The 25,544-nt window shown below is 64.6% G+C and carries 26 protein-coding genes; 15 read left to right on the forward strand and 11 right to left on the reverse strand.

Features of this window, described 5'->3' with window-relative positions; all coding sequences use genetic code 11:
* Window positions 1-11 precede the first annotated feature (11 nt).
* From KMZ29_RS16480 to KMZ29_RS16530, 11 genes are all read left to right on the forward strand, one after another.
* The gene (locus KMZ29_RS16480; protein ID WP_369810133.1) at window positions 12-2,450 is read left to right on the forward strand and encodes an LPS-assembly protein LptD; all 2,439 of its coding nucleotides are present in this window, start codon (window positions 12-14) and stop codon (window positions 2,448-2,450) included.
* A gap of 74 nt (window positions 2,451-2,524) precedes the next feature.
* Window positions 2,525-3,469 carry a SurA N-terminal domain-containing protein gene (locus KMZ29_RS16485; RefSeq protein ID WP_215620223.1) on the forward strand — a complete coding sequence of 315 codons (945 nt, stop codon included), beginning with the start codon at window positions 2,525-2,527 and terminating at the stop codon, window positions 3,467-3,469.
* A gap of 3 nt (window positions 3,470-3,472) precedes the next feature.
* Window positions 3,473-4,477 (forward strand): 4-hydroxythreonine-4-phosphate dehydrogenase PdxA, encoded by a 1,005-nt coding sequence (gene pdxA, locus KMZ29_RS16490; RefSeq protein WP_215620224.1) that lies wholly within the window; start codon window positions 3,473-3,475, stop codon window positions 4,475-4,477.
* The gene (rsmA, locus tag KMZ29_RS16495; RefSeq protein ID WP_215620225.1) at window positions 4,474-5,334 is read left to right on the forward strand and encodes a 16S rRNA (adenine(1518)-N(6)/adenine(1519)-N(6))-dimethyltransferase RsmA; all 861 of its coding nucleotides are present in this window, start codon (window positions 4,474-4,476) and stop codon (window positions 5,332-5,334) included. The genes pdxA and rsmA overlap by 4 nt, the downstream gene beginning before the upstream one ends.
* A gap of 14 nt (window positions 5,335-5,348) precedes the next feature.
* Complete coding sequence (locus KMZ29_RS16500; protein ID WP_215620226.1) at window positions 5,349-6,407, forward strand: alcohol dehydrogenase; 1,059 nt, start codon at window positions 5,349-5,351, stop codon at window positions 6,405-6,407.
* A 240-nt stretch (window positions 6,408-6,647) separates the two neighbouring features.
* The gene (locus tag KMZ29_RS16505; protein ID WP_249779713.1) at window positions 6,648-7,286 is read left to right on the forward strand and encodes a FadR/GntR family transcriptional regulator; all 639 of its coding nucleotides are present in this window, start codon (window positions 6,648-6,650) and stop codon (window positions 7,284-7,286) included.
* Window positions 7,283-8,179, forward strand: coding sequence for an amidohydrolase family protein (locus KMZ29_RS16510; RefSeq protein ID WP_215620228.1), 897 nt, complete (start codon window positions 7,283-7,285; stop codon window positions 8,177-8,179). Before KMZ29_RS16505 ends, KMZ29_RS16510 begins: the two co-directional genes overlap by 4 nt.
* 38 nt (window positions 8,180-8,217) lie before the next feature.
* Window positions 8,218-9,219 (forward strand): TRAP transporter substrate-binding protein, encoded by a 1,002-nt coding sequence (locus KMZ29_RS16515; RefSeq protein ID WP_249779714.1) that lies wholly within the window; start codon window positions 8,218-8,220, stop codon window positions 9,217-9,219.
* 29 nt (window positions 9,220-9,248) lie between these two features.
* Window positions 9,249-9,758, forward strand: a complete 510-nt coding sequence (locus KMZ29_RS16520) for a TRAP transporter small permease (protein ID WP_215620229.1) — start codon at window positions 9,249-9,251, stop codon at window positions 9,756-9,758.
* On the forward strand, window positions 9,755-11,032 hold the full coding sequence (locus KMZ29_RS16525) for a TRAP transporter large permease (RefSeq protein ID WP_215620230.1): 1,278 nt from the start codon (window positions 9,755-9,757) through the stop codon (window positions 11,030-11,032). Before KMZ29_RS16520 ends, KMZ29_RS16525 begins: the two co-directional genes overlap by 4 nt.
* A gap of 126 nt (window positions 11,033-11,158) precedes the next feature.
* Window positions 11,159-12,097 (forward strand): hypothetical protein, encoded by a 939-nt coding sequence (locus tag KMZ29_RS16530; protein ID WP_215620231.1) that lies wholly within the window; start codon window positions 11,159-11,161, stop codon window positions 12,095-12,097.
* 6 nt (window positions 12,098-12,103) lie between these two features.
* Here the strand turns inward: KMZ29_RS16530 and gmk are convergent, their stop codons facing one another.
* The 7 genes from gmk to fabD all read right to left on the reverse strand — a co-directional run bounded on the left by gmk (window position 12,104) and on the right by fabD (window position 18,889).
* A complete protein-coding gene (gene gmk, locus KMZ29_RS16535; protein WP_215620232.1) occupies window positions 12,104-12,763 on the reverse strand; it encodes a guanylate kinase in 660 nt (219 codons plus the stop codon).
* Window positions 12,764-12,766: 3 nt separating this feature from the next.
* Window positions 12,767-13,654 (reverse strand): YicC/YloC family endoribonuclease, encoded by an 888-nt coding sequence (locus tag KMZ29_RS16540; protein ID WP_215620233.1) that lies wholly within the window; start codon window positions 13,652-13,654, stop codon window positions 12,767-12,769.
* Between the two features lie 104 nt (window positions 13,655-13,758).
* Window positions 13,759-15,045 carry an endolytic transglycosylase MltG gene (mltG, locus tag KMZ29_RS16545; protein ID WP_215620234.1) on the reverse strand — a complete coding sequence of 429 codons (1,287 nt, stop codon included), beginning with the start codon at window positions 15,043-15,045 and terminating at the stop codon, window positions 13,759-13,761.
* A gap of 126 nt (window positions 15,046-15,171) precedes the next feature.
* Complete coding sequence (gene fabF / locus KMZ29_RS16550; RefSeq protein ID WP_215620235.1) at window positions 15,172-16,437, reverse strand: beta-ketoacyl-ACP synthase II; 1,266 nt, start codon at window positions 16,435-16,437, stop codon at window positions 15,172-15,174.
* Window positions 16,438-16,533: 96 nt separating this feature from the next.
* Window positions 16,534-16,773 (reverse strand): acyl carrier protein, encoded by a 240-nt coding sequence (locus KMZ29_RS16555; protein WP_006610957.1) that lies wholly within the window; start codon window positions 16,771-16,773, stop codon window positions 16,534-16,536.
* Window positions 16,774-17,069: 296 nt separating this feature from the next.
* Window positions 17,070-17,807 carry a 3-oxoacyl-[acyl-carrier-protein] reductase gene (gene fabG / locus KMZ29_RS16560; RefSeq protein WP_215620236.1) on the reverse strand — a complete coding sequence of 246 codons (738 nt, stop codon included), beginning with the start codon at window positions 17,805-17,807 and terminating at the stop codon, window positions 17,070-17,072.
* 122 nt (window positions 17,808-17,929) lie between these two features.
* Window positions 17,930-18,889, reverse strand: coding sequence for an ACP S-malonyltransferase (gene fabD / locus KMZ29_RS16565; protein ID WP_215620237.1), 960 nt, complete (start codon window positions 18,887-18,889; stop codon window positions 17,930-17,932).
* Between the two features lie 340 nt (window positions 18,890-19,229).
* On the opposite strand from fabD, the gene rpsF reads away from it, so the two are divergent.
* From rpsF to rplI, 4 genes are all read left to right on the forward strand, one after another.
* Window positions 19,230-19,700 (forward strand): 30S ribosomal protein S6, encoded by a 471-nt coding sequence (gene rpsF / locus KMZ29_RS16570; protein WP_215606738.1) that lies wholly within the window; start codon window positions 19,230-19,232, stop codon window positions 19,698-19,700.
* Between the two features lie 5 nt (window positions 19,701-19,705).
* Window positions 19,706-19,945, forward strand: coding sequence for a 30S ribosomal protein S18 (rpsR, locus tag KMZ29_RS16575; RefSeq protein ID WP_002711478.1), 240 nt, complete (start codon window positions 19,706-19,708; stop codon window positions 19,943-19,945).
* 127 nt (window positions 19,946-20,072) lie between these two features.
* Complete coding sequence (locus tag KMZ29_RS16580) at window positions 20,073-21,044, forward strand: DUF2232 domain-containing protein (protein WP_215620238.1); 972 nt, start codon at window positions 20,073-20,075, stop codon at window positions 21,042-21,044.
* A gap of 53 nt (window positions 21,045-21,097) precedes the next feature.
* Entirely contained in the window at window positions 21,098-21,691 is a 594-nt protein-coding gene (gene rplI / locus KMZ29_RS16585; protein ID WP_215620239.1) for a 50S ribosomal protein L9, read from the forward strand.
* A gap of 44 nt (window positions 21,692-21,735) precedes the next feature.
* On the opposite strand, the gene KMZ29_RS16590 is transcribed toward rplI, so the two are convergent.
* The 4 genes from KMZ29_RS16590 to KMZ29_RS16605 form a co-directional block, all read right to left on the reverse strand.
* Window positions 21,736-22,212, reverse strand: coding sequence for a PaaI family thioesterase (locus KMZ29_RS16590; RefSeq protein ID WP_215620240.1), 477 nt, complete (start codon window positions 22,210-22,212; stop codon window positions 21,736-21,738).
* Window positions 22,209-22,811 carry a TetR/AcrR family transcriptional regulator gene (locus KMZ29_RS16595; protein ID WP_215620241.1) on the reverse strand — a complete coding sequence of 201 codons (603 nt, stop codon included), beginning with the start codon at window positions 22,809-22,811 and terminating at the stop codon, window positions 22,209-22,211. Before KMZ29_RS16595 ends, KMZ29_RS16590 begins: the two co-directional genes overlap by 4 nt.
* A gap of 96 nt (window positions 22,812-22,907) precedes the next feature.
* Entirely contained in the window at window positions 22,908-23,843 is a 936-nt protein-coding gene (locus KMZ29_RS16600; protein WP_215620242.1) for a hypothetical protein, read from the reverse strand.
* Window positions 23,844-24,109: 266 nt separating this feature from the next.
* Complete coding sequence (locus tag KMZ29_RS16605) at window positions 24,110-25,426, reverse strand: ISNCY family transposase (protein ID WP_215620016.1); 1,317 nt, start codon at window positions 25,424-25,426, stop codon at window positions 24,110-24,112.
* Window positions 25,427-25,544: the final 118 nt, after the last annotated feature.

Here is a 25,544-nt window from a genome sequence, read left to right on the forward strand (position 1 = left end):
GGCGCACGCTCGTGCGCCGCCACTGGATGCGCTCGACCGTGACCGCCGGACCCGTTTTGGCCGTGATTTGCGGGCTGATTCTGGCCGCCGTAATCGGCGTTGCCGGCACCGCACCGGCGTCCGCCCAGAGCTTTACCTACAATCCGAGGCCCCCCAAGCCGGCGCCCGTGCGTCCCGCCAATGACGGGCAGATGCTCGTCCAGGCCGTCGAGGTCGATTACGACTACAACAATCAGCGGGTCGCGGCGGTCGGCAACGTGCAGATGTTCTATAACGGCACCAGCGTCGAGGCCGACAAGGTCGTCTACGACCAGAAGACCAAGCGGCTCCACGCCGAGGGCAACATCCGCATGACCGATGCGGAAGGCAAGATCACCTACGCCAACATCATGGATCTGAGCGACGATTACCGTGACGGTTTCGTCGATTCGCTGCGCGTCGACACCGCCGACGCGACGCGCATGGCGGCAACCCGCATGGACCGTTCCAGCGGCAACTACACCGTCTTCGAGAATGGCGTTTATACCGCCTGCGCACCCTGCAAGGACGATCCGAAGAAGCCGCCGCTGTGGCAGGTCAAGGGCGCGCGCATCATTCACGACCAGACCGAGAAGATGCTCTACTTCGAGAACGCGCAGCTCGAATTCTTCGGCGTTCCGATGGCCTATCTGCCGTATTTTTCGACGCCCGATCCGACGGTGAAGCGCAAGACCGGTTTCCTGATGCCCGGCTCTTCCACGGTTACGGCCTACGGATATGGCATCGAAACCCCGTTCTATTGGGCCATCGCTCCGGACTACGACGCAACCTTCAACCCGCGTTTCACGACCCGGCAAGGTGTGCTGTTGCAGGGCGAGTTCCGCCAGCGCTTGATCAACGGATCGTATCAAATCCGCGGCTACGGCATCGACCAGCTCGACCCCGGCGCCTTTACAGGCCAGCCCGGCGACCGCCAGTTCCGAGGCGGCGTCGACACCAAGGGCCAGTTCGCGCTCAACGACAAATGGGTGTGGGGCTGGGATGGCGTCCTGCTCTCGGACTACTCCTTCTTCACGGATTACAGGCTGTCCCAGTACCGGGATCCGCTGGGCTCGTTCCTGAGCCTGCCGACCGAGGCGATTTCGCAGCTCTATCTGACCGGCGTCGGCAACCGCAGTTTCTTCGACGCGCGCGCGATCTACTATCTCAGTTTTTCGGGCCTCCAGGACAAGGTTCCCGTCATTCATCCGGTCATCGACTATTCGAACGTGATCAACAGCCCGATTTTCGGCGGCGAGGTCAGCTACAGGACCAACTTCACCAGCCTGTCGCGGAACACCGCGGCGTTCGACCCGATCACGACGCTCGCAAATACCAACAGCCTGTGCACGACCGCCTCTGCCGACCCGCTGGCGCGGCTGCCCAGCCAGTGCCTGCTTCGCGGCGTGCCCGGCACCTACACGCGCCTGACAGCCGAGGCGCAATGGCGGCGTTCATTCACCGATTCCGTCGGCCAGATCTGGACGCCGTTTGCCATCATCCGCGCCGACGCGGTCAGCGCCTCGATTTCGAACCAGCCCGGCGTCTCGAATTTCCTCCCGGTCGGCGACACTGAGGCGCTGCGCCTGATGCCGACCGTCGGCATGGAATATCGCTATCCCTTCATCAACGTTCAGCCGTGGGGCTCTACGACGATCGAGCCGATCGCACAGATCATCATTCGTCCCAACGAAACCTATGCGGGCCGGTTCCCCAACGAGGACGCGCAGAGCATGGTGTTCGACGCCAGCAACCTGTTCTCCGTCGACAAGTTCTCGGGCTACGACCGCGTCGAAGGCGGCGGCCGCGCCAATGTCGGCGTGCAGGCCACCACGCAATTCGACCGTGGCGGCTCCATCAATGTGTTGTTCGGCCAGTCCTACCAGCTGTTCGGCCTGAACTCGTACGCGGTGGCGGACGTGACCAACACCGGCCTCGCCTCCGGCTTGCAGAATTCCCGCTCCGACTATGTCGGCCGCGTCAATTATTCGCCGAACCGGACTTACACGTTCAGCGTTCGCTCGCGCATGGACGAGGCCACGCTGAATATCAATCGTTTCGAGGCTGAAGGCCGCGCCACTTTCGACCGCTGGTCGGTCAGCCTGCTGTACGGCAATTACGCCGCGCAGCCCGAACTCGGCTACCTGACGCGTCGAGAAGGATTGCTCGGCACCGGCTCGATCAAGGTCGCCGCAAACTGGGTGGTGACGGGTGCGGCCCGCTGGGATCTTGAAGCCAACAAGGTCAATCAGTACATCGTCGGCGCCGGCTACGTGGACGACTGCTTCGTGCTCGCCGCCAACTACGTGACGTCCTACAGCTACTCTGCGGGCACCACGCCGCCGGTACTCAGTCACGCGTTCATGCTGCAGATCGGCCTGCGGACGCTTGCCAACTCGTCCTCAACGGGCAGCGCCAGCGGCATACAATAAAGCCGGCTTCGATTGTTGCCGGAGGATCATTCCCGCGTCGCGGACCCACTTCGAATCGGGTTGATATAGCGAATATGACCATGACGAGCCCTCCGCTGTTTCACCGCTTTTGGTCTCTCATCCTGGGTTGCGCCACGGCGCTGATCCTGATGGCCGCCGGTTCGCCGCTGCAGGCGCAGACCGTCGTCGTCATGGTCAACGGCGAACCCATCACCAACTACGACATCGAACAGCGGGGCAAGCTGAACTTCCTGACCACGCGCAAGCCCGCCGTCCGCCAGGAGGTGATCAATGAACTGATCGACGAAAAGGTGAAGATCAAGGAAGGCAAGAGATACGGCGTCGACCCGACCAGTTCCGATATCGATCAGTCCTATGCGTCGATGGGCGCGCGGATGCGCCTGGCGCCCGACCAGCTCACCAAGTCTCTCGAAAGCCAGGGCATCCGTCCGGAGACGCTGAAGGCGCGCCTGAAGGCCGAGATGGTTTGGAGCAGCCTGGTCCGCGGGCGCTACAGGCAGAGCCTCCAGGTCGGCGAAAAGGACGTCGCCGCCGCTGTGCAGGCCAACGGCAACGAGAAACTGGAGGTCGAAGCCTTCGAATACCGGCTGCAGCCGGTCGTATTGATCGTCCCGAAAGGATCGCCCCCTGCCACCCTCGAGGCACGGCGCAAGGAAGCCGAAGTGTTGCGCGGCCGCGTGCAGACCTGCGAAGAGGCCAACTCCTACTTCAAGTCGATGCAGAACGCCGCGATACGTGAGGTCGTGACCAAGACTTCGGCCGACATACCGGCTGTACTTCGTGAAGTGCTCGACAAAACCCCGATCGGCCATCTGACCGCGCCCGAGGTGACCAAACAGGGCGTCGAGATGGTTGCGCTATGCGGCCGGAAGGCGACCACCGTCGACACGCCGAAGAAAAAGGAAATCCGGGATAAGATGTTTGTCGAGAAGTACGAGGCGAAGTCGAAGTCGTACCTGCAGGAAGTCCGCAGAGCCGCGATGATCGAATATCGTTGATGCATGGCAAAGCCGCTCGCGCTGACCTCAGGCGAACCTGCGGGAATCGGGCCCGACATCACGATCAAGGCGTGGCTGCGCCGCGATGAACTGAAGCTTCCCGCATTCTACCTGCTCGGCGATCGCGACTATCTCAGTCACCGCGCCAAGGCGCTGGGACTCGCCGTGCCGTTCGCCGACGTCCGGCCCGAGGACGCACCCGCTGCATTCGCCGACGCATTGCCTGTCGTCGCTACCGGCCATGCCGCAACGGCGCGGCCGGGCCACCCCGATGACAGTAGTGCCGAGGCGGCGCTGGCCTCCATTCGTCAGGCGGTCGCCGATGTCGCCAGCGGGCGGGCTGCTGCGGTCGTTACCAATCCAATCGCGAAAAGCGTGCTCTACCGCGCCGGGTTCCGGCATCCCGGCCATACCGAATTCCTCGCCGAGCTCGCGGCGTCAGGCGGCCATACGCCGCAGCCGGTGATGATGTTGTGGTCGCCCGCCCTCGCCGTCGTGCCGGTGACGATCCACCTTTCGCTGCGCGAGGCGATCGCGCAGCTGTCGAGCGAGTTGATCGTCACCACGGCCCGCATCGTGGTCGCGGATCTGAAAGCCCGTTTCGGCATCGCACGTCCGCGTCTTGCGATATCCGGCCTCAATCCCCACGCCGGCGAAGACGGCTCGCTCGGCGTCGAGGACCAGACCATCGTGGCGCCGGCCGTCGAAATCCTGCGCGGCGAAGGCATCGAAGCCAGGGGCCCGTTGCCGGCCGACACCATGTTCCACGCCGCCGCGCGCAACACCTATGACTGCGCGATCTGCATGTATCACGATCAGGCGCTGATCCCGATCAAGACGCTTGCCTTCGAGGACGCGGTCAACGTCACCCTGGGATTGCCGTTCATTCGCACCTCGCCGGACCATGGCACCGCCTTCGACATCGCCGGCACCGGCCGCGCCAATCCGTCGAGCCTGATCGCGGCGTTGCGGCTGGCCGCCCGCATGGCGGCGGCGCAGCCGGCATGAGCGCGATCGACGACCTGCCGCCGCTTCGCGAGGTCATTCGCCAGCATTCCCTGTCGGCCCGCAAATCGCTCGGCCAGAATTTCCTGCTCGACCTCAACCTCACTGCGCGGATCGCGCGCGCGGCAGGGCCGCTGCAGGACGCCACGGTGATCGAAATCGGTCCCGGCCCCGGCGGCCTGACGCGCGCACTGCTGGCACTGGGCGCGCGGCGCGTCATCGCGGTGGAGCGCGACGAGCGCGCGCTCGGGCCGCTCGAACAGATCGCACGGCGGTATCCGGGACGGCTGGAAATCATCTGCGCCGACGCGCAGGCCTTCGATCCGCGGCCGTTGCTCGGCGGTCAACCGGCGAAGATCGTCGCCAACCTGCCCTACAACATCGCGACCGCGCTCCTGATCGACTGGCTGTCGATCGAGCCATGGCCGCCCTGGTACGAAATGATGGTGCTGATGTTTCAGCGCGAAGTGGCCGAGCGCATCGTCGCGCGCGAGAACGACGAGGCCTATGGGCGGCTGGCGGTGCTGGCGAACTGGCGCACGGAGACGAAGATCCTGTTCGATATCTCGCCGGCGGCCTTCGTGCCGCAGCCCAAGGTCACCTCGTCGGTGGTGCGGCTGGTGCCGCGCAAGGCGCCCGAGGCGTGCGACCGCCGGGCGCTCGAGCAGGTGGCAGCGGCGGCGTTCGGCCAGCGGCGAAAAATGCTGCGGCAAAGCCTCAAGTCCCTTTCCGTCGATCCGGCCCGGCTGGCCGCCGCCGCGCAGGTCGATGTCACACGGCGCGCCGAGACCGTCCCGGTCTCCGGCTTTGTTGCCATGGCCCGTGAATTGATAAATATACGCGCGACAAAAACGTCCTGAAGGAGAGAAACGTCATGGCGCTGATGCGACGCCAATCACTGGTCAAATTCGATGCGCCTCTGTGCGAAACCATCGTCGAGACGCCGAAGCCGCAAGGCAGAGAGGTCCTCGTCCGCATCGAGCGCTGCGGGTTGTGCCATTCCGACCTGCACATCCAGGACGGCTATGCCGATCTCGGCGGCGGCAAGAAGCTCGACACCACGCGCGGCATGACGCTGCCTTTCACGCTCGGACACGAGATCGCCGGGATCGTCGAGGAAGTCGGTGCCGATGTTTCGAAGGATCTGGTCGGAACGAAGAAGGCGGTATTCCCCTGGATCGGCTGCGGCCAGTGCCGCGACTGTCTCAACGGCGATGAGAATCTCTGCGTCAAGCAACGCTTCCTCGGCGTCTCGATCGACGGCGGTTTCGCCAGCCACGTGCTGGTGCCCGACGCCAAGTATTTGCTCGACTACGAACCGCTGCCGGTCAATCAGGCGGCGACCCTGATGTGCTCTGGCGTCACCGCCTATGGCGCGCTGAAGCGCCTGGTCGACCGGCCCCGCCAACGCAATCTCTTGCTGATCGGTCTCGGTGGCGTCGGCATGATGGGGCTTTCGTTCGCGCAGGCGATGTTCAAACAGAAGATTTCGGTGGCGGATCTCAGTTCGGCCGCGCGGGATACGGCTTTGAAGAATGGCGCAGCGGTCGCCTACGATCCTTCCGAAGCGGATGTGGTCAAGCGCATCGTCAAGGAAACCGAAGGCGGCTTCGACGGGGTCGTCGATTTTGCCGGCAACGAGAAGTCGATGGCCTTTGCGGTCGCCGCAGTGGCGCGCGGCGGCAAGATCGTGGTCTCCGGGCTGATGGGCGGCAATTTCAGCCTGCCGATGGTGCAGTGGGTCTACAAGCGCATGACCATCGAGGGCTTCATGGTCGGGACCTTGGCCGAAGGCCAGGAACTGATGGCGCTGGCCCGTGCCGGAAAGATCAAGCCGACGCCGATGAAGGAGGAGCCGATGGGCGACGTCCAGAAGTGGATCGACGAATTGCGGGCCGGCAAGGTCGTCGGGCGCATCGTGCTGAAGAACTGACGCAGCGCACCCACATCATTGCAAGGACGGCGCATCTGACCGGCGGCGGTTAGGAGCACCGGACCGCGCCCCTGCGAACTACGGAAAGAAAGAAAGTTCAGCGGCCCAATCACGGCACTTGTCAGTTTCACGCTTGTATGACAACCTAATGACATGACTATTGGCTCGATCGTCCGTGGCCCGCGCCTGTCCGACGAGGTCGCCCGCCAGCTCGGCGCGGCGATCCGGGGCGGCGAATTTTTGCCTGGCGCGCGGCTGCCCTCCGAGAAGGAGCTGGCCGAGCGGTTCGACGTCTCGCGTATGGTCGTGCGAGAGGCGATGTCCCGACTGAAATCGGATGAGTTGATCGAGACGCGCCAGGGGCTCGGTGCTTTTGTCTCGGCTGAGCCAGGCAGGGGCCTGTTCCGGCTTCAGTCCGATCCCGCCGCCGTCAAGGATCTGCATGACATCTTTCAGCTCCGCGTGGCGGTGGAAGGAGCGGCAGCCGGCCTTGCTGCTGTCAGTGCAAACCGCAGCGAGCTGGCCGCCATGCGCGGTTCGCTGCGTGACCTGAAAACCGCCATCGCGGCCGGCGAGGATGGTGTCGAGGCCGACAACCGTTTTCACGCCGCCATCGCGCAGGCCTCGCGCAATCCCTATCTCGGTCGGTTCCTGACCTTTCTCGGAGCCAATCTGCATGGCGCCATCGCCAGGGCGCGTTCGAACACTGCCGCGCGTCACCCTGAAAGCATCCTGGCCGTGCAGGCCGAGCATGAGGCGGTCTTTACGGCGATCGAGCAGCGCGACGCGCGCGGAGCGGAAGCGGCGATGCGTGGTCATTTGTCGGCGGCGATGGAGCGGCTTGGTCTCGGGCCCTTCGCCGGAAGTGCGCGGTCATGAACGTAAAGCCGCAGGAGGCGCCGGCTTGCCAGGGGCCGAACCCAATCGTGGACCCGCCCGGCTTCGCCGTTCCGGCGAATGCTTGCGACACCCATGCCCACGTCATCGGGCCCGCTGATCGCTTCTCCCTGGTCGCCAACCGCAGCTATACCCCGCCTCCGGCGCTGGAGGCCGCCTATCTCGGCATGCTCGACAGTCTCGGCATGGCGCGCGGCGTACTTGTCCAGATCAGCGTCTACGGCACCGACAACCGCTGCATGGTCGAGAGCTGCAAGGCGCATCCCGACCGGCTGCGCGGCGTCGCGGTGGTCTCGCCCGATGTCGACGACGGGGAACTCGAAACGCTCGACGCTGCCGGTGTGCGCGGCATCCGAATCAACGTCCTCTTCGGCGGCGGCGTGGCGATTGACGAGATGGAGCGGCTTGCTGCCCGTGTCGCGCCGCTCGGCTGGCATCTCCAACTGCTGATCGATGCGCGCAACTTGCCCGAACTGGGCCCGCGCATTGCGAAGCTGCCGGTCGAAGTCGTTATCGACCATATGGGCCACATGCCGATGTCGGCCGGTGTCGCCCATCCCGGCTTCCAGTGGATGCTGCGGTTGCTGAAGGACGGCAAGGCGTGGACGAAACTGTCGGGCGCCTACCGCATCTCGCAGGCCGGGGCGCCGTTCCACGACACGCAGCCCTTCGCGCAGGCGCTGGTTTCGGCTGCGCCGGAACGTTGCCTCTGGGGCTCCGATTGGCCGCACGTCGCGGTCGAAGGGCCGATGTTCAACACCGGCGCGCTGCTCGATTTACTGCCGCTCTGGGTCCCGGAGGAAACGGTGCGCAAGCGCATCCTCGTCGACAACCCCGCGCGCCTCTACGGATTTCCCACCGCGACCGCCGAATAAACGGCGGCGCTTTTCGACCAACCGGAGGAGTTACACCCATGGCCAGCCTGATCACACGCCGCGCGCTCGCATGCGCCTTCACTGCCGGAATAGCGCTTGCGGGCGCGCCGGCTTTCGCCCAGCAGAAAACGGTCATCAAGCTCGGCTGGACCACCTCTGACGGCGCGCAGGATCCTTATGCCGTCGGCGCGCGTGCTTTCAAGGAGCGCATCGAGGCGGGCTCGAACGGCCGCATCGAGATCCAGCTCTATCCCAACCGGCAACTCGGCGACGAGAAGCCGATGATCGAGGGCATGCGGCTTGGCACGGTCGATGCCGGCATCATCACCAATGCGGTCGTTGCCCAGATCGAGCCGGCCTTTCAGCTCAATGACCTGCCGTTCCTGTACGAGAACGAGGCGCAAGCCCAGCGCGTGCTCGATGGCCCGGTCGGCCAGAAGCTGGCGGCCAAGCTCGAAGCCAAGGGCATCAAGCTGCTGGGCTGGATGGAAGGCGGCTTTCGCAACATGATCAACAATGTCCGTCCGGTCGAGAAGCCCGACGACGTCAAGGGCGTGAAATACCGTGTCATGCAGAACCCGGTCTTCATCGGCATGTTCTCTTCGCTTGGCGGCAACGCGGTGCCGATGGCCTGGGGCGAGACCTTCACTGCCGTGCAGCAGGGCGCCATCGACGGACTGGAGATTCCGCTCGCGGTCATCGACCAGAGCAAGTATTTCGAGGTAACGAAGTTTCTCTCGATCACCAACCACACCTATTCCGCCATTCCCCTGCTGATGGCCAAGCGCGCCTTCGACAAATTGCCTGATGACCTGAAGAAGGTGGTGATCGATTCCGCTGCTGCCGCCACCAAGGCTCAGCGCGAGGCTGCTGGCGCCGCAGCGAAGGATGTTGTGGCCAAGCTCGAGAAGGCCGGCATGAAGGTCAACCGCGTCTCCGACTTCAAGCCCTTCCGATCCTCGGTGCAGAGCGTCTATGAGCAATTCAAGGGCTCGATCGGACAGGAACTGATGCAGGAAGCGACCGCTGCCAAACTGTGACGGACCTGTTATCCCGCGAACCAGCAGCCATGGATAACCCCGTCCTGCGTGGTGTCGAACGCGTCATCGCGTTCGTCGCCGGCGCTTTGAAGTTGAGCCTGATCGCGGCAACCGCGATCATGGTGGGTTGCATCGCCATCCAGGTGGTGATGCGCTATGTTTTCGGCCGCACACCGTCCTGGTCCGAGGAACTGGCCGTATTGATGTTCTCATGGACTGTGATGGGCGGGCTGGCACTCGGCGTGCGTGAGGGGTTCCATGTCCGGCTCGACATCCTGATCAACCTCGCTCCGCCCGGCGGCCGGCCCTGGGCGGAGCGCGCGATCGAGGCGCTGACGGCGGCGTTCGGCTTCTATCTCGCATGGTCAGGCCTGCGCTTCCTGGAGATGACTGGCGGCTCCGTCTCAGCTGCAATCGGCTACCCGATCGAATTGCTGCATGCGCTTGCCCCGATTGCCGGGGCGCTGATCGGCTTGTTTGCAAGTTGGCGCATGCTGACCAACGCGCCTGCCATACCGTCCGCGGAACTAGCGCCATGAGCGCCAGCGTCCTGCTGCTCACTGCGGGCTTCGCCAGCCTCGTTACGCTTGGCATACCCTTTGCCATCGCCATCGGCGTAATCGTCATGCTGGTTCTGACGGCGGCTGATATCGAGCCCGCCTTCCTGGCACAGCAATTGGTCGCTGGATCGCAGTCCTTCAGCCTGCTCGCGATCCCGCTGTTCATGCTGGCCGGCGAACTGATGACAGCCGGCGGCCTCTCTCAGCGCCTGATCGACGTCGCAGCCGTGCTGGTGCGCCACCGCACCGGCGGGCTCGCCATGGTCGCGGTGCTGGCCGCCCTGGTGTTCTCGGCGATCTCGGGTTCCGCGCCCGCGACTACCGCGGCGATCGGGGCGATTCTGATACCGGCCATGGCAAAGGCCGGCTACGACAGAGCCTTCGCGGCCGCGATCGCGGTCAGCGCTGGCGTGCTCGGCCCGCTGATACCGCCCTCGATCGCCTTCGTGATCTGGGGCATCGTGGCCGAGCAATCGATCGGCAAGCTCTTCCTTTCGGGCATCGTGCCGGGCCTTGCCATCGCGGCTGGATTGCTGGTCGTTTGTTATGTCCACGCCAAACGCAACAGCGTTCCCAAACAGGAAAAAGCGCGCTGGCCCGAGGTGCGCGAGGCTTTCGCGCGCGGCAAATGGGCACTGCTCTCGCCGATTGTCGTGCTCGGCGGCATCTATGGCGGCATCTTCACGCCGACCGAGGCCGCCGGCATGAGTTGCATCTATGCGGTGATCATCGGCCTCTTCGTCGAGCGGCAGATGAGCATCAAGGCGCTGCCGGCGATCGTTCTGCGATCCGTGCGAACCAGTGCCATCGTCACCGCCATCATCGCGGTGTCGGCTGGCTTCGGCGTCCTGATTGCGCAGGAGCAGATTGCAACGGGATTCGCCGCATGGCTCGCCAGCCATGTCACCCAGAAATGGATCGCGCTCGCCGGGCTCAACATCGCCTTCTTCCTGCTCGCCGCCGTCATGGACGAGATCGCGATCATGGTCATCCTCGGCCCGATGCTGATCGCCATCGCGACAAAGTTCGGCGTCGATCCCATTCATTTCGGCGCGATCATCGTCACCAATGTCTCGATCGGCATGGCGGCCCCGCCGATCGGCTACTGCCTCTTTGTAGGCATGGCGATCTCGGGGCTGAGCCTGAGCCAGATCTCACGGGCGATCTGGCCGCACATCATCGTGATGCTGATCGTGCTGTTCCTGACGACCTATATCCCTTCCTTCGCGCTGATGTTCGTGTCGGGCAAGTGAGCCGGTTGAGGCGCCCCTGCGAGCCTAAATTAAGCCCTACCCCCTCCGGAATTGCGGCTCATTGCCACCCAAGTCTTTGGCGAGATTTGGAGCGTGAAGCGTCGCGTATCATTCCCGGAGATGCACATGTCCAAACGAGCCGCGAAATTCGTCTCGGCCATCTTCGCCAGCCTTCTCGCCGGCATCCCTTTCGCAACAATTTCGCACGGCGCGCCGGAAGTGGCCGATAGCTGCCTCGCCGGGCCGAAGGGCGCGCCGCCGCAAGGCGGCCATTGGTATTACCGCATCGACCGCGTCACCAAGCGCCAGTGCTGGTACCTCGGCGACGAAAAGGAAAAAGTCTCGCGCGCCGCACCGGAAACATCGCCGCCGCCGGACAATTCGGCCTCTCCGCCCAAAGATGCCGGCACGCGGCGCTCGATCGCCAACGCGCGCGCTGAGTTACCGTTGCCGCAGACCCGCGTCGAGCAGGACACCAGCGTGTTCGCCGGCCAGCGGGCGCCGGCTGCGAAGGCGGATGCGCCGCCCCCTTGGAATAATCAGCGGGTAAACGCCGTCGATGCCGATGGCCAACGTTCGATTGTGGCGTCGCGCTGGCCTGAGCTGGCGGCCGGGAATTCGTCGCCCGCTCCTGCACCATCGGCGGTCAATGCGGCAGCCAGACCGCAACAAACTGCGGAGGCCGCGCCGCCGCCCGTGATTGCCGCGGTCACACTCGCCACTGCGGACGCGCCGGCGGCGAAACCCTACGGCTCCGTACAGATGCTGCTGATCGCCATGATCGGCGCATTGTCGGTGGCGAGCCTGATCGCAAGCGTGATCTTCAGGTTCGGCGGCAGGCGGCGGGCCGGCCGGCGCAACGTCAGGGGCGACCGCCGCGTCAACTGGGATATCCCGAGAGCCGATCGCCCGTCGCTGTCGGAAGAGGCGCGCGCCTCGGCATCGATGCGGGAGATCGACCGGCTGCCCGAGGGCAGCCTTCCCCGCGAGGCGTTTGCGGCGGATGATCCGAATGAAAGAACCGTTCGAATGCTGGCGCGGCTTGCACGAAGCGCGGCGAACTGACGGCTTCTATGTCTCGAGTTGCCGCTGCAGCTCGCGCACGAACGTCGTCAGGCCGGTGCGGCGTTCGCGCTTCAGCCGCTCGGCCTTCAGGATCGACTGCACCTCGGCGAACGCGTCATCGATCGCATGATTGATGACGATATAATCGTATTCCGCCCAGTGGCTCATTTCGTGGCTGGCACGGCTCATCCGTCCCCGGATCACCTCGTCGGAGTCCTGCGCGCGGGAGTGCAGCCGCTTTTCGAGTTCGGCCGCCGACGGCGGCAGGATGAACACGCTGACGACATCGTCGCGGGCTTTCTCCCGTAACTGCTGGGTGCCCTGCCAGTCGATGTCGAACAGCACGTCCTGCCCCGCCGCCAGGGCGGCCTCGACCGGCGCCCGCGGCGTGCCGTAGCTGTTGTCGAACACCGTGGCCCATTCCAGGAGTTCATCGCGCTCCGTCATCGACTCGAAGGTTGCCTTGTCGATGAAATGGTAGTCGCGGCCATCGACTTCGCCCGGCCGCATCGGCCGCGTGGTCGCGGACACCGACATCTTCAGGCCGGGTGTCTGTTCGATCAGCCGCCGCGACAGCGTGGTCTTTCCCGCACCCGATGGCGACGACAGCACGAACATCAGTCCACGCCGTTCAACTCCTTCGAAGCCGTGGCCGCCAGCCGTCATCTGTCACTCCAGGTTCTGGACTTGTTCGCGGAACTGCTCGACCACGTTCTTCATCTCGAGCCCGGTATTGGTCAATTCGATATCGTTCGACTTGGAACAACAGGTATTGACCTCGCGGTTGAATTCCTGCGCCAGGAAGTCGAGCCGCCGTCCGACCGCTCCACCCTTGCCGATCATCTCGCGGGCCTGCGCGATGTGCGAGGCGATGCGGTCGAGCTCTTCGCGAATATCGGCCTTGGTCGCAATCATGATCGCTTCCTGATTGAGCCGGTCGGCATCGAAGCGGTCGGAGGTCTCGAGCAAGGCCGCGATCTGCTCGGCGAGCCGTGCCCTGATCGCCTCGGGCTTGCGGCCGGGCGCGGCCTCGGCCTTCTTGGCCAGGCGCTCGATCTCGTCCATTCGCTGCGACAAGATCTGCCCGAGCGTCACGCCCTCGCGCCGCCGCATCTTGACGAGATCGGCCAGCGCCTGCTCGAAAGCCGCCAAGGCTGCGATCCTCGCGGCCTTGTCCTCTTCCTCGTTGCTTTCGGGTTCGACCACCTCGATGACGCCCTTGATCGCCAGCAGCCCGTCGATGCTCGGCGCCACCGCATCGATCTTGCCGGCGAGCGCATGGGCCACCTTGAGGACCGAGGCAAGCACGTCCTCATTGATGCGGATGCTCGAGACCGCGTTGGCGCGCTTGACGTTCAGATTGGCATAGACCGTGCCGCGCGACAGCACCTCGCCGGCGCGCTTCTTGGCCGAGGCCTCGATATCGTCCCATCCGGGCGGCAGACGCAGGCGCAGGTCGAAGCCCTTGGCATTGACCGACTTCAACTCCCATTCGAACGTGTAGGGTCCGCTGGCGCCGTGGCTTCGGGCAAAGCCGGTCATGCTCGACAACGCCATCGCTGGAATTTCTCCGGAGGTAGGGGAGTGAGATTCGCCAGAAACTGCTTAAGCCTAAAGCGTCTCCGGCCAAAGTGGAATTCGCTTGCGGCGGCGGCCGGCAGCTAGCGCTGCACCACCGGGGGGGACGCCGTCGTCGACTGCGCCGCGCCCTGCCGGGCCGGCGCGGGCGGAGCGGCCGGCGGGGCCGCACGGGCGGGCTTCTTCGGCGCAACCGGCCTGGGCGTCGTGGCGGTCGGGTTGGTATCGGCCGGCGCGCCGGCTGCGGCCGGCTGGGCCTCTTCTGCCGGAGGTTCGACGGTGTCGTTCTGGATCTGCTTTTCGATCGCACGCAGCTTGACGACGTTCTTCTGATGCTGGTCGTAGGTTTCGGTGAAGGTGTGGCCGCCGGTGCCGTCGGCAACGAAGAACAGGTCGCGCGTGCGCGCCGGATTGGCCGCAGCCTCCAGCGAGGCGCGTCCAGGATTGGCGATCGGTCCGGGCGGGAGCCCATCGACCACGTAGGTGTTGTACGGTGACGGCTGCTGGATTTCGGAGCGCTTGATCGGCCGGCCCAGTGTGCCCTTGCCGCCGACCAGTCCGTAGATGATGGTCGGATCCGACTGCAGCTTCATCTTCTGCCGCAACCGGTTGACGAACACTGCGGCGACACGGCTGCGTTCGTCCGGCTTGCCGGTTTCCTTCTCGATGATCGAGGCCAGCGTCACCAGCTGCTCCGGCGTCCTGACTGGGATATCGGGATTGCGGCGATCCCAGATTTCCGCCAGCACGCGTTTCTGGGTCTGCTGCATGCGCTGGATCACCTGCTCGCGCGTGGTGCCGCGCGGGAACTTGTAGGTCTCCGGCAGCAAAGTGCCTTCGCGCGGCATTTCCCTGACCGAGCCGGCAAAGATATCGTTCTCGGAAAGGCGGGCCACGATCTGCTCGGAAGTCAGCCCTTCCGGAATCGTCACGGCGTGCTGGACCACCTTGCCTTCGACGATGGTTCCGATGACGTCGCGCAGGCTGGCGTTCTTCTGGAACGAATATTCGCCGGGCTTCAGTTCGGAACTCGCCTTCAGTGCGAACACGCCGCCGATGAACGCCCAGGGATTGACGTCGATCACGCCTTCGCGCTGCAGGACGTCGGCGATGTCGCGCTTGCCGGCCCGCGCCGGAATGTTGACGATCTTGTCTTCCTTCAGCGGACCAGGCGCCTCGAGCAGCTGCTTGCCGTAGACATAGGCGCCGCCGGCGCCGATCATCGCGACCAGCAGGATGGTGATGATCGCATTGCCGACCACCACGAACGGGTTACGGGCACGGTCGGACCGCTTCGGCGGCGGCGGAACCTGCTCCGGCTCCAGCGCAGCGCGCGGGCTACGTGGCGAAATGGGCGGCCTCTCACTCATCGATGCAACCTGAATCCTGTCGGTTTGATCGCGGCCCGGCAAATCCCTGCCATGCCAATAGCATACGCCCGCATCTAGGAGTTATCGCCGAATACGGCAAAACGGTGGAGTCGTTCTAATCACAAGCTAGTTGGTCACACGCTGCACGATCACGGATGCGTTGGTGCCCCCGAAACCGAACGAATTCGACAGCGCGACATTGATCTCGCGCTTGCGCGGGGTCAGCGGCACCAGATCGATCGCCGTTTCCACCGACGGGTTTTCGAGATTGATGGTGGGCGGGGCGATGTTGTCGCGGATCGCCAGGATGCTGAAAATCGTCTCGATCGCGCCGGCCGCACCGAGCAGATGTCCGGTCGACGATTTGGTCGAGGACATCGACACCTTGGAGGCGGTGTTCCCCAGGAGTCGCTCCACCGCGCCGAGCTCGATTTCGTCTCCGACCTGCGTCGAGGTGCCATGCGCATTGATGTAGTCGACATCGGAAGGCGTGATTCCGGCGCGCTTCATCGCGGCACTCATGCTGCGGAATGCGCCGTCGCCGTCCGGCGATGGAGATGTGATGTGATAGGCGTCGCCGGACAGGCCGTATCCGGTCACCTCGGCATAGATCTTGGCGCCGCGCCTTTTTGCGTGCTCGTATTCCTCGAGCACCACGATCCCGGCGCCTTCGCCCATCACGAAGCCGTCGCGGTCCTTGTCGTAGGGGCGCGAGGCTTTTTCCGGAGTTTCGTTGAAGCCGGTCGACAACGCCCGGGCGGCGCAGAATCCCGCCATCGACAGCCGGCAAATCGGCGATTCCGTTCCGCCCGCCACCATCACGTCGGCATCGCCGAGCGTGATCAGCCGGCTGGCGTCGCCGATCGCATGCGCTCCGGTCGAACATGCGGTCACCACCGAATGGTTGGGACCCTTGAGGCCATGCTCGATCGAGACGTAGCCCGAAGCCAGATTGATCAGCCGGCCGGGAATGAAGAACGGCGACACCTTGCGCGGTCCGCGCTCCTTCAACAGCAGCGCCGTATCGGCGATGCCGGACAGGCCGCCGATCCCCGAGCCGATCATGGTGCCGGTGGCGCAGCGCTCTTCTTCGGTGGACGGATGCCAGTTGGCATCATCGAGCGCCTGGCGCGCCGCGCACATGGCGAAAATGATGAAATCGTCGACCTTGCGCTGATCCTTCGGCTCCATCCACTGGTCGGGGTTGAAGGAACCATTAGAGCCGTCGCCTCGCGGAACCACGCAGGCGATCCGGCTGGTCAGATCGGACACGTCGAACGTGTCGATCTTCCTGGCGCCGCTCTCGCTATTGAGGATGCGCTTCCAGGTCGGCTCGACGCCACAGCCGAGGGGCGTGACCATGCCGAGGCCTGTGACGACAACCCGCCTCATATCCAGCACTCCAGCCCAAAATTCGCGGCCCACAACAAGAAACCGGTGGACCGCTCGACCACGGCCCGTCCGGCTTCCTCAGCACCGCGCGGGGCGTCAGCTCTTCGCGTTCTTTTCAAGAAATTTTGTAGCGTCGCCGACGGTCAGAATCGTCTCCGCGGCATCGTCGGGAATCTCGCAACCGAACTCTTCTTCAAACGCCATCACGAGCTCGACAGTATCGAGGCTGTCCGCGCCGAGGTCGTCAATGAAGCTCGCGTTGTCGACCACTTTTTCGGGTTCAACACCAAGGTGTTCGACCACAATCTTCTTAACTCGCTCGCCAATCTCACTCATCGTTCAACCTCGTCCTTGTTCCATTAGACCCGTCCCCAAGACGCTACGAGCCATCGTGGTCGTTAAACTTCCTTCGCAATCGCGCATAGTCTTGATTTGGCCCCGTGATAGCGACGAAGGCCCGGCGAACGACGGCAGGCTCCCGCTCGCCAATATACAGGGTTTCAAATTCCTGCAATGGCGTTCTTTGCCCATCCGTTGCTGGTTCGGTTACCATACTTCCCATGCCTTGACTACACGCCTCGATCAACCCGCCGAAACCGTCCCTCGCCTTGTGGACGGGGCCGGTAACCGGTTCAAAACATGGCCATTCCGCCATTGACGTGTATCGTCTGTCCGGTGACGTAAGCGGCTTCGTTGGAAGCCAGATAGACCGCCGCCGCGGCGATGTCTTCCGGCGTTCCCAGCCGCGCGGCAGGGACCTTCGACAGGATGGTTTCGCGCTGCTTGTCGTTGAGCGCATCCGTCATCGGCGTCTTGATGAATCCCGGCGCAATGCAGTTGGCGGTGACGTTGCGCTTGGCGTATTCGGCACCCAGCGTCTTGATCATGCCGATCAGCCCGGCCTTCGACGCCGTGTAATTGCCCTGCCCCGGATTGCCGGTGACGCCGACGATCGAGGTGATGGCGATGATGCGGCCGAAACGCTTGCGCATCATCAGCTTGGTCGCGGCCCGCGCGAGGCGAAAGGTCGCGGTCAGATTGACCTTGATGACCTCGTCCCAGTCCTCGTCGCGCAACTGCACGAAGAGATTATCGCGGGTGATGCCGGCATTGGCGACGAGAATATCGACCTGGCCCATGGCGGCCTCGGCCGCGGGCACCAGCGCCTCGACCTCGGCGCTGTCGGAGAGATTGCACGGCAACACATGAACGCGTTCGCCCAGTTTGCCGGCGAGCGTGTCCAGCACCTCGCGCCGCGTTCCGGAAATGGCCACCGTCGCGCCCTGCGCGTGCAAGGCTTGCGCGATCGCATTGCCGATGCCGCCGGTCGCGCCGGTGACGAGCGCCGTCCTGCCAGTCAGATCGAACATCAATATCTCCTCTCGACCGCCTGGAGCCTGTCCGGTTCTGACCGAATCAGAACCGAGGCTCTAATCTTTTGTCTGACGCATGTTCTTTACGCGAACCGGTACTCATTTCGCTCGGAAACACGCTAGGCCGAATGCGCGGCCGCCAGGGCTTCCTTTGCGGCGGCAATATCGCCGGGCCCGCCCACTGAAATTCCGACCGCGCCATCGGCGATGCGCTTGACCAGCCCGCTCAGCACCTTGCCGGCGCCGATCTCGAAAAATCGCGTGACCCCGTGGCTCGCCATGTAAGCCACCGATTCGCGCCAGCGCACGGTGCCGGTAATCTGCTCGATCAGGCGGCGGCGGATCTCGTCGGGATCGGTGATCGGCGCGGCCAGCACGTTCGACACGACAGGCGAAACCGGCTGCCTGATGGTCACGCCGGCCAGCGCCGCGGCCATCGCATCGGCCGCGGGTTGCATCAGCCGGCAATGAAATGGCGCCGACACCGGCAGCAGCATGGCGCGCTTGGCGCCCTTGGTCTTGGCAATCTCGAGCGCGCGCTCGACCGCCGCCTTGTCGCCGGAGACCACGACCTGCCCGCCGCCATTGTCATTGGCGGCCTGGCAGACCTGACCCTGCGCGGCCTCGTCGGCAACGGCGACCGCAGCCTCGTAGTCGAGGCCGAGCAGGGCCGCCATTGCGCCGGCGCCGACCGGCACCGCCTTCTGCATGGCAAGGCCGCGGGTGCGCAGCAGGCGCGCAGTATCGGAGATGCTGAGGCTGCCGGCGGCGGCGAGCGCGGAATATTCGCCGAGCGAATGGCCGGCCACGAAGGCGGCGTCCCTCCCGACCGAGAAGCCGGCCTCGGACTCCAGGACCCGCAAGGTGGCCAGCGAAACCGCCATCAAAGCGGGCTGGGCATTTTCGGTGAGCTGCAGGGTGTCGGCCGGGCCGTCCCAGATGATGGCGGTCAGCTTCTCGCCGAGCGCCGAATCGACCTCAGCGAAAACCGCGCGCGCCGCTGGAAATGCGTCCGCCAGGGCCTTGCCCATGCCGACTGCCTGGGAACCCTGCCCCGGAAATGTAAATGCTGCCGTCATCGGCGCTCCCTGAACGTCCCGATCCCTAAAGTTGGGCCGAAAGACACCGCGGGGGACGGTTATGTCAAGCCAAGGGGCGGATCCGGGCCCTTATTGGCTTGGAAGGGGGCCAGTTTCCCTTGCCATTGCCCGCAATATCCTTATAAACCGCGGCATCCGTGGATCCCGGCCGGGAGCTGAACGGACGGTCTCAGCAATTTCACCTTTTCGGCGATTTTGATGCGGCAGGGCCAGTCGGTCCGTCGTCCCGTGCTTCCGCCTTCTGAGCATATCGAGTCCTTTCCGAAGGGTTCGAAGGGCTTGCCGCCGGGAACCGCGCCAACACTAGGAAAGGACACCCATGCCTCTTTATGAGCATGTTTTTCTCGCGCGTCAGGATGCGAGCACCCAGCAGGTCGAAGAACTGACCACCCAGATGACCGGCATCGTCGAAGGTCTCGGCGGCAAGGTCGTGAAGATGGAAAACTGGGGCGTACGCTCCCTCACCTACCGCATGAACAAGAATCGCAAGGCGCACTTCGTGCTCCTTAACATCGACGCTCCCTCGGCGGCGGTCGCCGAAGTCGAGCGCCAGGAGCGGATCAGCGAAGACGTGATCCGCTATCTCACCGTTCGCGTCGACGAGCACGAGGAAGGCCCCTCGGCAATGATGCGCAAGGCCGATCGCGACCGCGATCGCGATGACCGTGGCGGCGGTTTCCGGGGGGACCGCGAAGGCGGCTTCCGGGGCGACCGCGAGGGCGGTGGCTATCGTGGCGATCGTGGTCCGCGCCGTCCGCGCGAAGACGCCGAAGCAGCGGTTGAGGAGTAAGAATCATGGCTGAAGCTGGTGCACGCCGTCCGTTTTTCCGCCGCCGCAAGACCTGTCCGTTCACGGGTCCGAACGCGCCGAAGATCGATTACAAGGATTCCAAGCTGTTGATGCGTTACGTGTCCGAGCGCGGCAAGATCGTGCCGAGCCGCATCACCGCCGTATCCGCCAAGAAGCAGCGTGAACTCGCGCGCGCCATCAAGCGCTCGCGTTTCCTCGGACTGCTGCCTTATGTGATCCGCTAAACAACTCCTTGACCGGCGGCATCGCTGCCGCCGGTCGACGCTATTCATAAGGCTTCCGGGTCGTCCGGTTGCCGATGGTTGGGGTTCTCAAGGAACCTCTAACCGCTCGAAGGGAGCGGGACAGCTGATGATCATGATCGTTCTCATAGCGGTTGCGGCCGGCTGCGCGTCGGCGCTGATGTTCGCCTCGATCGTCTCGGGCGCGCTGATCTCGCTGCTGCTGTTCTATCTGGCGCCGCTGCCGCTGATGGTGGCAGGCCTTGGATGGGGCCCCCTCAGCGCCACCATCGGCGGGATTGCCGCCGCCACCGGGCTCGGCGCGATCTTCGGCCTGCCCTATTGCATCGCCTTTGTCCTCACCGTCGCGCTGCCTGCCTGGTGGCTCGGACACCTCGCGCTGCTGGGCCGGCCCATGGCCAATGGGGCCCCCTCCGGCAACGGCGCAACCCCGGTTACGCCTGCTCTCGAATGGTATCCGGTCGGCCGCATCCTGCTTTGGATCGCGGGCTTTGCCGCACTGACCACAATGGCAGCCCTGCTGACGCTCGGCAGCGACGCCGACACCATCACCGGCGCACTGAAGCGCGGCTTGATGCGCATCCTCGGCCCGCGCAATGCGACGTCACGCGGCGAGATCGAACGATGGGTCGATGCGCTGGTGATCATTGCGCCGGCTGCGGCCGCGATCGTCGCGATGATGACGCTGACGATCAATCTCTGGCTCGCCGCACGAATCACGTCGACGTCGGGACGGCTGCACCGCCCCTGGCCCGATCTGAAAAGCGCCGAACTGCCGCCGATGACGCTGGTGGCGCTGTCGGTCGCGATCGCGTTCTGCTTTACCGGCGGCTTGCTTGCGATCATGGCGCAGATCGTCAGCGCGGTCCTGATGATGGCTTACGCGATCACCGGCTTTGCCGTCCTGCACACGCTGACGCTGGCCTTGAAGAGCCGCGCGCTGTGGCTGAGCTGCGCCTACGCGATCGTCGTGGTGTTCGGCTGGCCGGTTCTGGCGATGGTGGCGCTCGGCGTTGCCGACGCCATCTTCGGATTTCGCCAGCGTTATCTGCAAGGGAGGCCGCCGCTCCCTGCGTCCTGAATCCACACTTCACTGCAACCTCACAGTACTCATCACCTCAAAGGAGAACGAATATGGAAGTCATTTTGCTGGAACGCGTCGCCAAGCTTGGCCAGATGGGCGAAGTCGTCCGCGTCAGGGACGGCTATGCCCGCAATTTCCTCTTGAAGCGCAACAAGGCGCTGCGCGCCACCGCGGACAACCGCGCGAAGTTCGACGGCATGAAGGCAGAACTCGAAGCCCGCAACCTGCAGGCCAAGGGCGAGGCGACCAAGGTCGCCGAGAAGATCGACGGCCGCAACGTCGTCGTACTCCGTCAGGCTTCTGAGACCGGCCAGTTGTTCGGCTCGGTGTCGGTTCGCGACATCATCGCCTCGTTCGAGGCGGATGGCGTCGCCATCAGCCGCAGCCAAGTCATGCTGGACGCGCCGATCAAGACCATCGGCAAGCACAACATCGCCATCGCCGTGCATCCGGAAGTCGAGGTCAGCGTCACCGTGACGGTCGCGCGCAGTGCCGACGAGGCCGAGCGCATCAATCGCGGCGAAGACATCTCGACGCGTCAGGAAGACCAGGACGCTGCCGCCGAGGCGCTTGCCGCCGCCGGCGAATTCTTCGATCCCGAAGCCCACCGCGACGAGCAGCCGCAGGAAGGCGCCGCCTCCTGATCGTATCGGGGCTCTCTACATCACGCTGAACACCAAGCCCGGCCTCAGGCCGGGCTTGGCATTCGTGCCGTCACTTCTCCCGGCAGCATCGCAATCGACGCCAGCGCGGTGGCGGTGTGTTTCTCGACTCCATCGATGACACAGAACACGTCGGCGGCGACTACCGCGACCTGCCGTCCGGGCTTGATTACGCGCGCGCGGCAGATCAGGCGCTCGCCGGAAGCCGGCGACAGTAAATTCAACTTGTATTCCGCCGTGAGCGCCGGCTGGCCGCGCGACGTGGCCGCCGCAATCGTGGTCGCGTTGTCGACCAGGAATGCCGTGACACCGCCATGGAACAGGCCGTGCTGCTGCAACAGTTCCGGCCGGCGGTCGACGGCGAGCGTGCAGGAGCCACGCGCGAGATCGGACAGTTCTGCGCCGACATGGCCCATGAAACCCTGACGGCCGACGCTGTCGCGGATTCGCGTTGCGATTCCAGCGAAGTCCAAATCGGGCTTCGGGTCGGGATTCCCCGTCATGGCGTGCCTCCGGTCTGTTGAATGGCTTCCGGCGCGACCAGCGCGCGGATCGCGCAGGCGATCAGGATGTCGGCCTGAAGTCTTGGGTCGCTGCGGTCGCGGCCCGACAGCCAGGCGCGACAGAAAATCTGCGCGGGTCCGACGATCTGGCTGAAGAACAGCGTCGAGGTCATCGGCAGCAATTCGCCGCGCGCAATCAGTGGCGCGCGCCAGCGTTCGACGCCCTCGGCGAGGCGCGAATTCTGCGTCCGTTGCGCGTCCCTGACCTCTTCGGTCCATTCGCTGCGCGAAATCTCGAACAGATAGCGCGCCTCGCGGCGGCTGTTCACCACCCAATCCAGATGCGCGCGGATCAGGCGGCCGATGCCCTCCTGCGCGCTGCACGGCGCATCGATCGCAGCCAACACCGCGGCGTGATAGTGCTGCAGCACTTCCAGAAACAGCGTGCCCGCCAGTTCCTTCTTCGATCCGAAAAAATGGAAGAAGCTGCCGTTCGAGGCCCGCGCGCGGGTGCGAATGGCCGCCACCGTCGCCCCCTCGAAGCCGTCACGGTCGAACACCGCCAAGCCGGCGGCCAGCAGATCCTCGCGTACAGCCATCCCGATCTCTCGAATTCGCCTAGATGATTACTCTAGAGCATCACTCTAGAAATGGTCAAGCGCGGGCGTGGGGCGAAAACGCGACCCAGCGATAGCCTATTGGGAGATCGGGGGGGCTGGCGGTCCCGCCGGGGGCACCGGTGGCAGGGCCGGCGCGGAGGCTGTCACGGCGGGGGGTGGAGCCGGTGGCGCTGCTGGCTGCGCAGGCGCCGCGGCCGGCTCCGATGAGCCGCTGGAGACGGCGGCCGATACCGACGGCGCTTCAGCCGGCGGGGCCGGTGTAACCGGGGGGACCGGATCGGGCCGCAGCGCCGGGGTGGCGCCGCCGGTCTCCTTTGGCGCATCGACCTTGGCGGTCTCGGACTTGCTCTCGCCCGACGGTTTGGCGGCCTCGTCCTTGGCGGTGTCGCTCTTCGGCGTGTCCTCTTTCGCCGCCTCGCCCTTGGCAGGCTCTTCCTTGGCCGCATCGCCCTTGGGCGGCTCTTCGCTGCCCGGCTTGCCCTTCTTGCCCAGCTTCTGCCTGGCAACCGATTTGCGGCCATCGGGGCCGGTTGTGAGCGCGGCCTGCGCCGGTTGCTGCTGGCCATCGGCCGCGGGTTTGGCCGCGTCAGGCGCCTCCCCCGGGCGTGCCAGCCGCTTGGCATTGCGGCCCGGATGCGCCCCAGGTCCGTCCGCATCGGGCCTGGCGGCATGCTGCGGCTCGGCACCAGGCTTGGCGTCCTTGCCCTGCTTCGCTTGATCCTGCTTCGCCTGATAGCGGGGATCGGCGGCGCCGCTGGACACCAGGAAGGACGCCAGCACCCCGGCCATCTCACTGGAGGTGGTGTAGTGCTGGCGCAGGAAGCCCGGCAACGAGGAGGCCGACACGGTTTTCAGGAGACCGCGCGGGCTCTTATGGCAGGCGTTGCAGGTGCCCGCGAAGATCTGGGAAGGGCTCTTGCCGGCATCGAGATTTTCCGCCCGCACCGGGATCGCCGCGAGACAGCCGATCAGAAACATCACCGTCGCTAAACTGAGCGCTCGGCTCAACATCTCGTCATTCTCCAGATGCGGAATTCGCGCGCCCCATCCAAAATCCGACCGGCGTGGCAGCGGTCACCTTTTAGCCGATTGTGACGCGAATGGAAGCGCGCACATCTAACGCATCTGCGTGATCGCCGGATCCTCAGATATCCGCTTTGTGCACAATGCACTGTCCGTAGCGGGTGAAGTTGTCGTATTTTTGTAGCTCGTGATCTGTCGCCTTCGTTATTGAGTTTCGGAGGAGCCGGAAGGCGTGGACGGTTCCGCCGGTTTGGTCATGCCATGGATATTGGTGGCAGGTTAGCCCCTCGGGTTGGTTTCTTTGTTTGACTTGAAGCCCGTTTCTCCGCCCCGACCCGCGCTATCTCGACGGCGGCGCGCGCAGGAGCGGTCAAGGACGCGCACTTGCGCGCCCGTAAGGGCTTGTCCTTGACGGCTCCGAGCACGCTGCCAGGCTGAGGCGCGTCGGGGCTGATCTGCTGTCCATCGGCGGCAAACCTCGCCAATCGGTGCGGGCCAAGGAACACGCCCACGGTGCCATCGGGATACCCGTGAACCCGCACCACGGCCTTGACGAAGTGGGGCCTGAGCCGGCTCTCCGGCAACTGCAGCCGCCGGCCGCTCCATGCGATCGTGTTGTCGTTGGCGACGGTTCGCTCTTCGATCACGCACAGCGCTTCGCGCCAGGCCTCGTGCCGGTCGGCTACGAACGCCGTGCCTTGCTGTTCGGCCACGATCGCAAACGCCGCATTATGCTCGGCGATGTAATGCGCCTTCAACCACGCATTGGCGGCCTCGACCGTCCTGATCCCGGCGAGCCGCAGATCCTTCGGCAGCCGGCCCTGCAGCGTGCCGAACACCCGCTCTGAACGCCCGCGCGCCTGCGGCGAATAGGCCGCGATATGCTCGATCCCAAGATGCGATAAAGCCCGTCCCACCTGGGTTTGTTGCGTCTTCGAGACCTTCGCGCCGGCCTTCGGGGTGTAGAAGTAATGGCTGCCGCGATCGGTGTAGAGCGCGCAGAACAGACCACGCTCGCCAATCACCTCGCCCAAGGCCCGGAACGTCGACGCCGTCCCTTCTTCCTCGACCAGCAGCATCGAGTAGATCTCGCTCGTCGCATCGTCCATCGTGACGATCAGGTCCATCGCCGGCAGACCTTCGATCCAGACGTGGCGCGACCCGTCCTGGTGAAGCAGCATGCCCCGAAGCGGCCGGCGCGGACGCTTCTTGCGGTGCGCCGAACGCTTCGGCGCCTTCTGCACCAAGCCCGCAGCATGCAAGGCCAGCTTCGTCACCGTGTAGCCCAGCACATAGCCATGTCGCTTTTGCAGCTGCTCGTGGAAGTGCTTCACCGTGAAATCGGCGTACTTGTCCCGGAACAGCCCCAGCATCCGCTCCAGCTCTTCCTCCGGCGCACGCCTCGGTGATCGCCGGCCCATGCGCCGGTCGACCAGCCCGTCATCGCCCTCCGCCTCAAAGCGTTCCGCCCAACGTTGGAACGTCCGCACGTTGATCCCCAGAAGCTCAGACGCCGCCTCCTGCGTCAGCTCCTTCGCCTCAGTCCGATCCAGCAAACTCGAAAACCGCATCCGTCGTACACCCTCGTGAATGGATGCCGTGCCCATCGTGCCCCCTTTGTTCCGGGGCACCAAAAACACGACACTTCACGAGCTACAAACAGGCGACAGATCACGAGCTACTGACATT

Source organism: Bradyrhizobium sediminis (assembly GCF_018736085.1).
GTDB lineage: Bacteria > Pseudomonadota > Alphaproteobacteria > Rhizobiales > Xanthobacteraceae > Bradyrhizobium > Bradyrhizobium sediminis.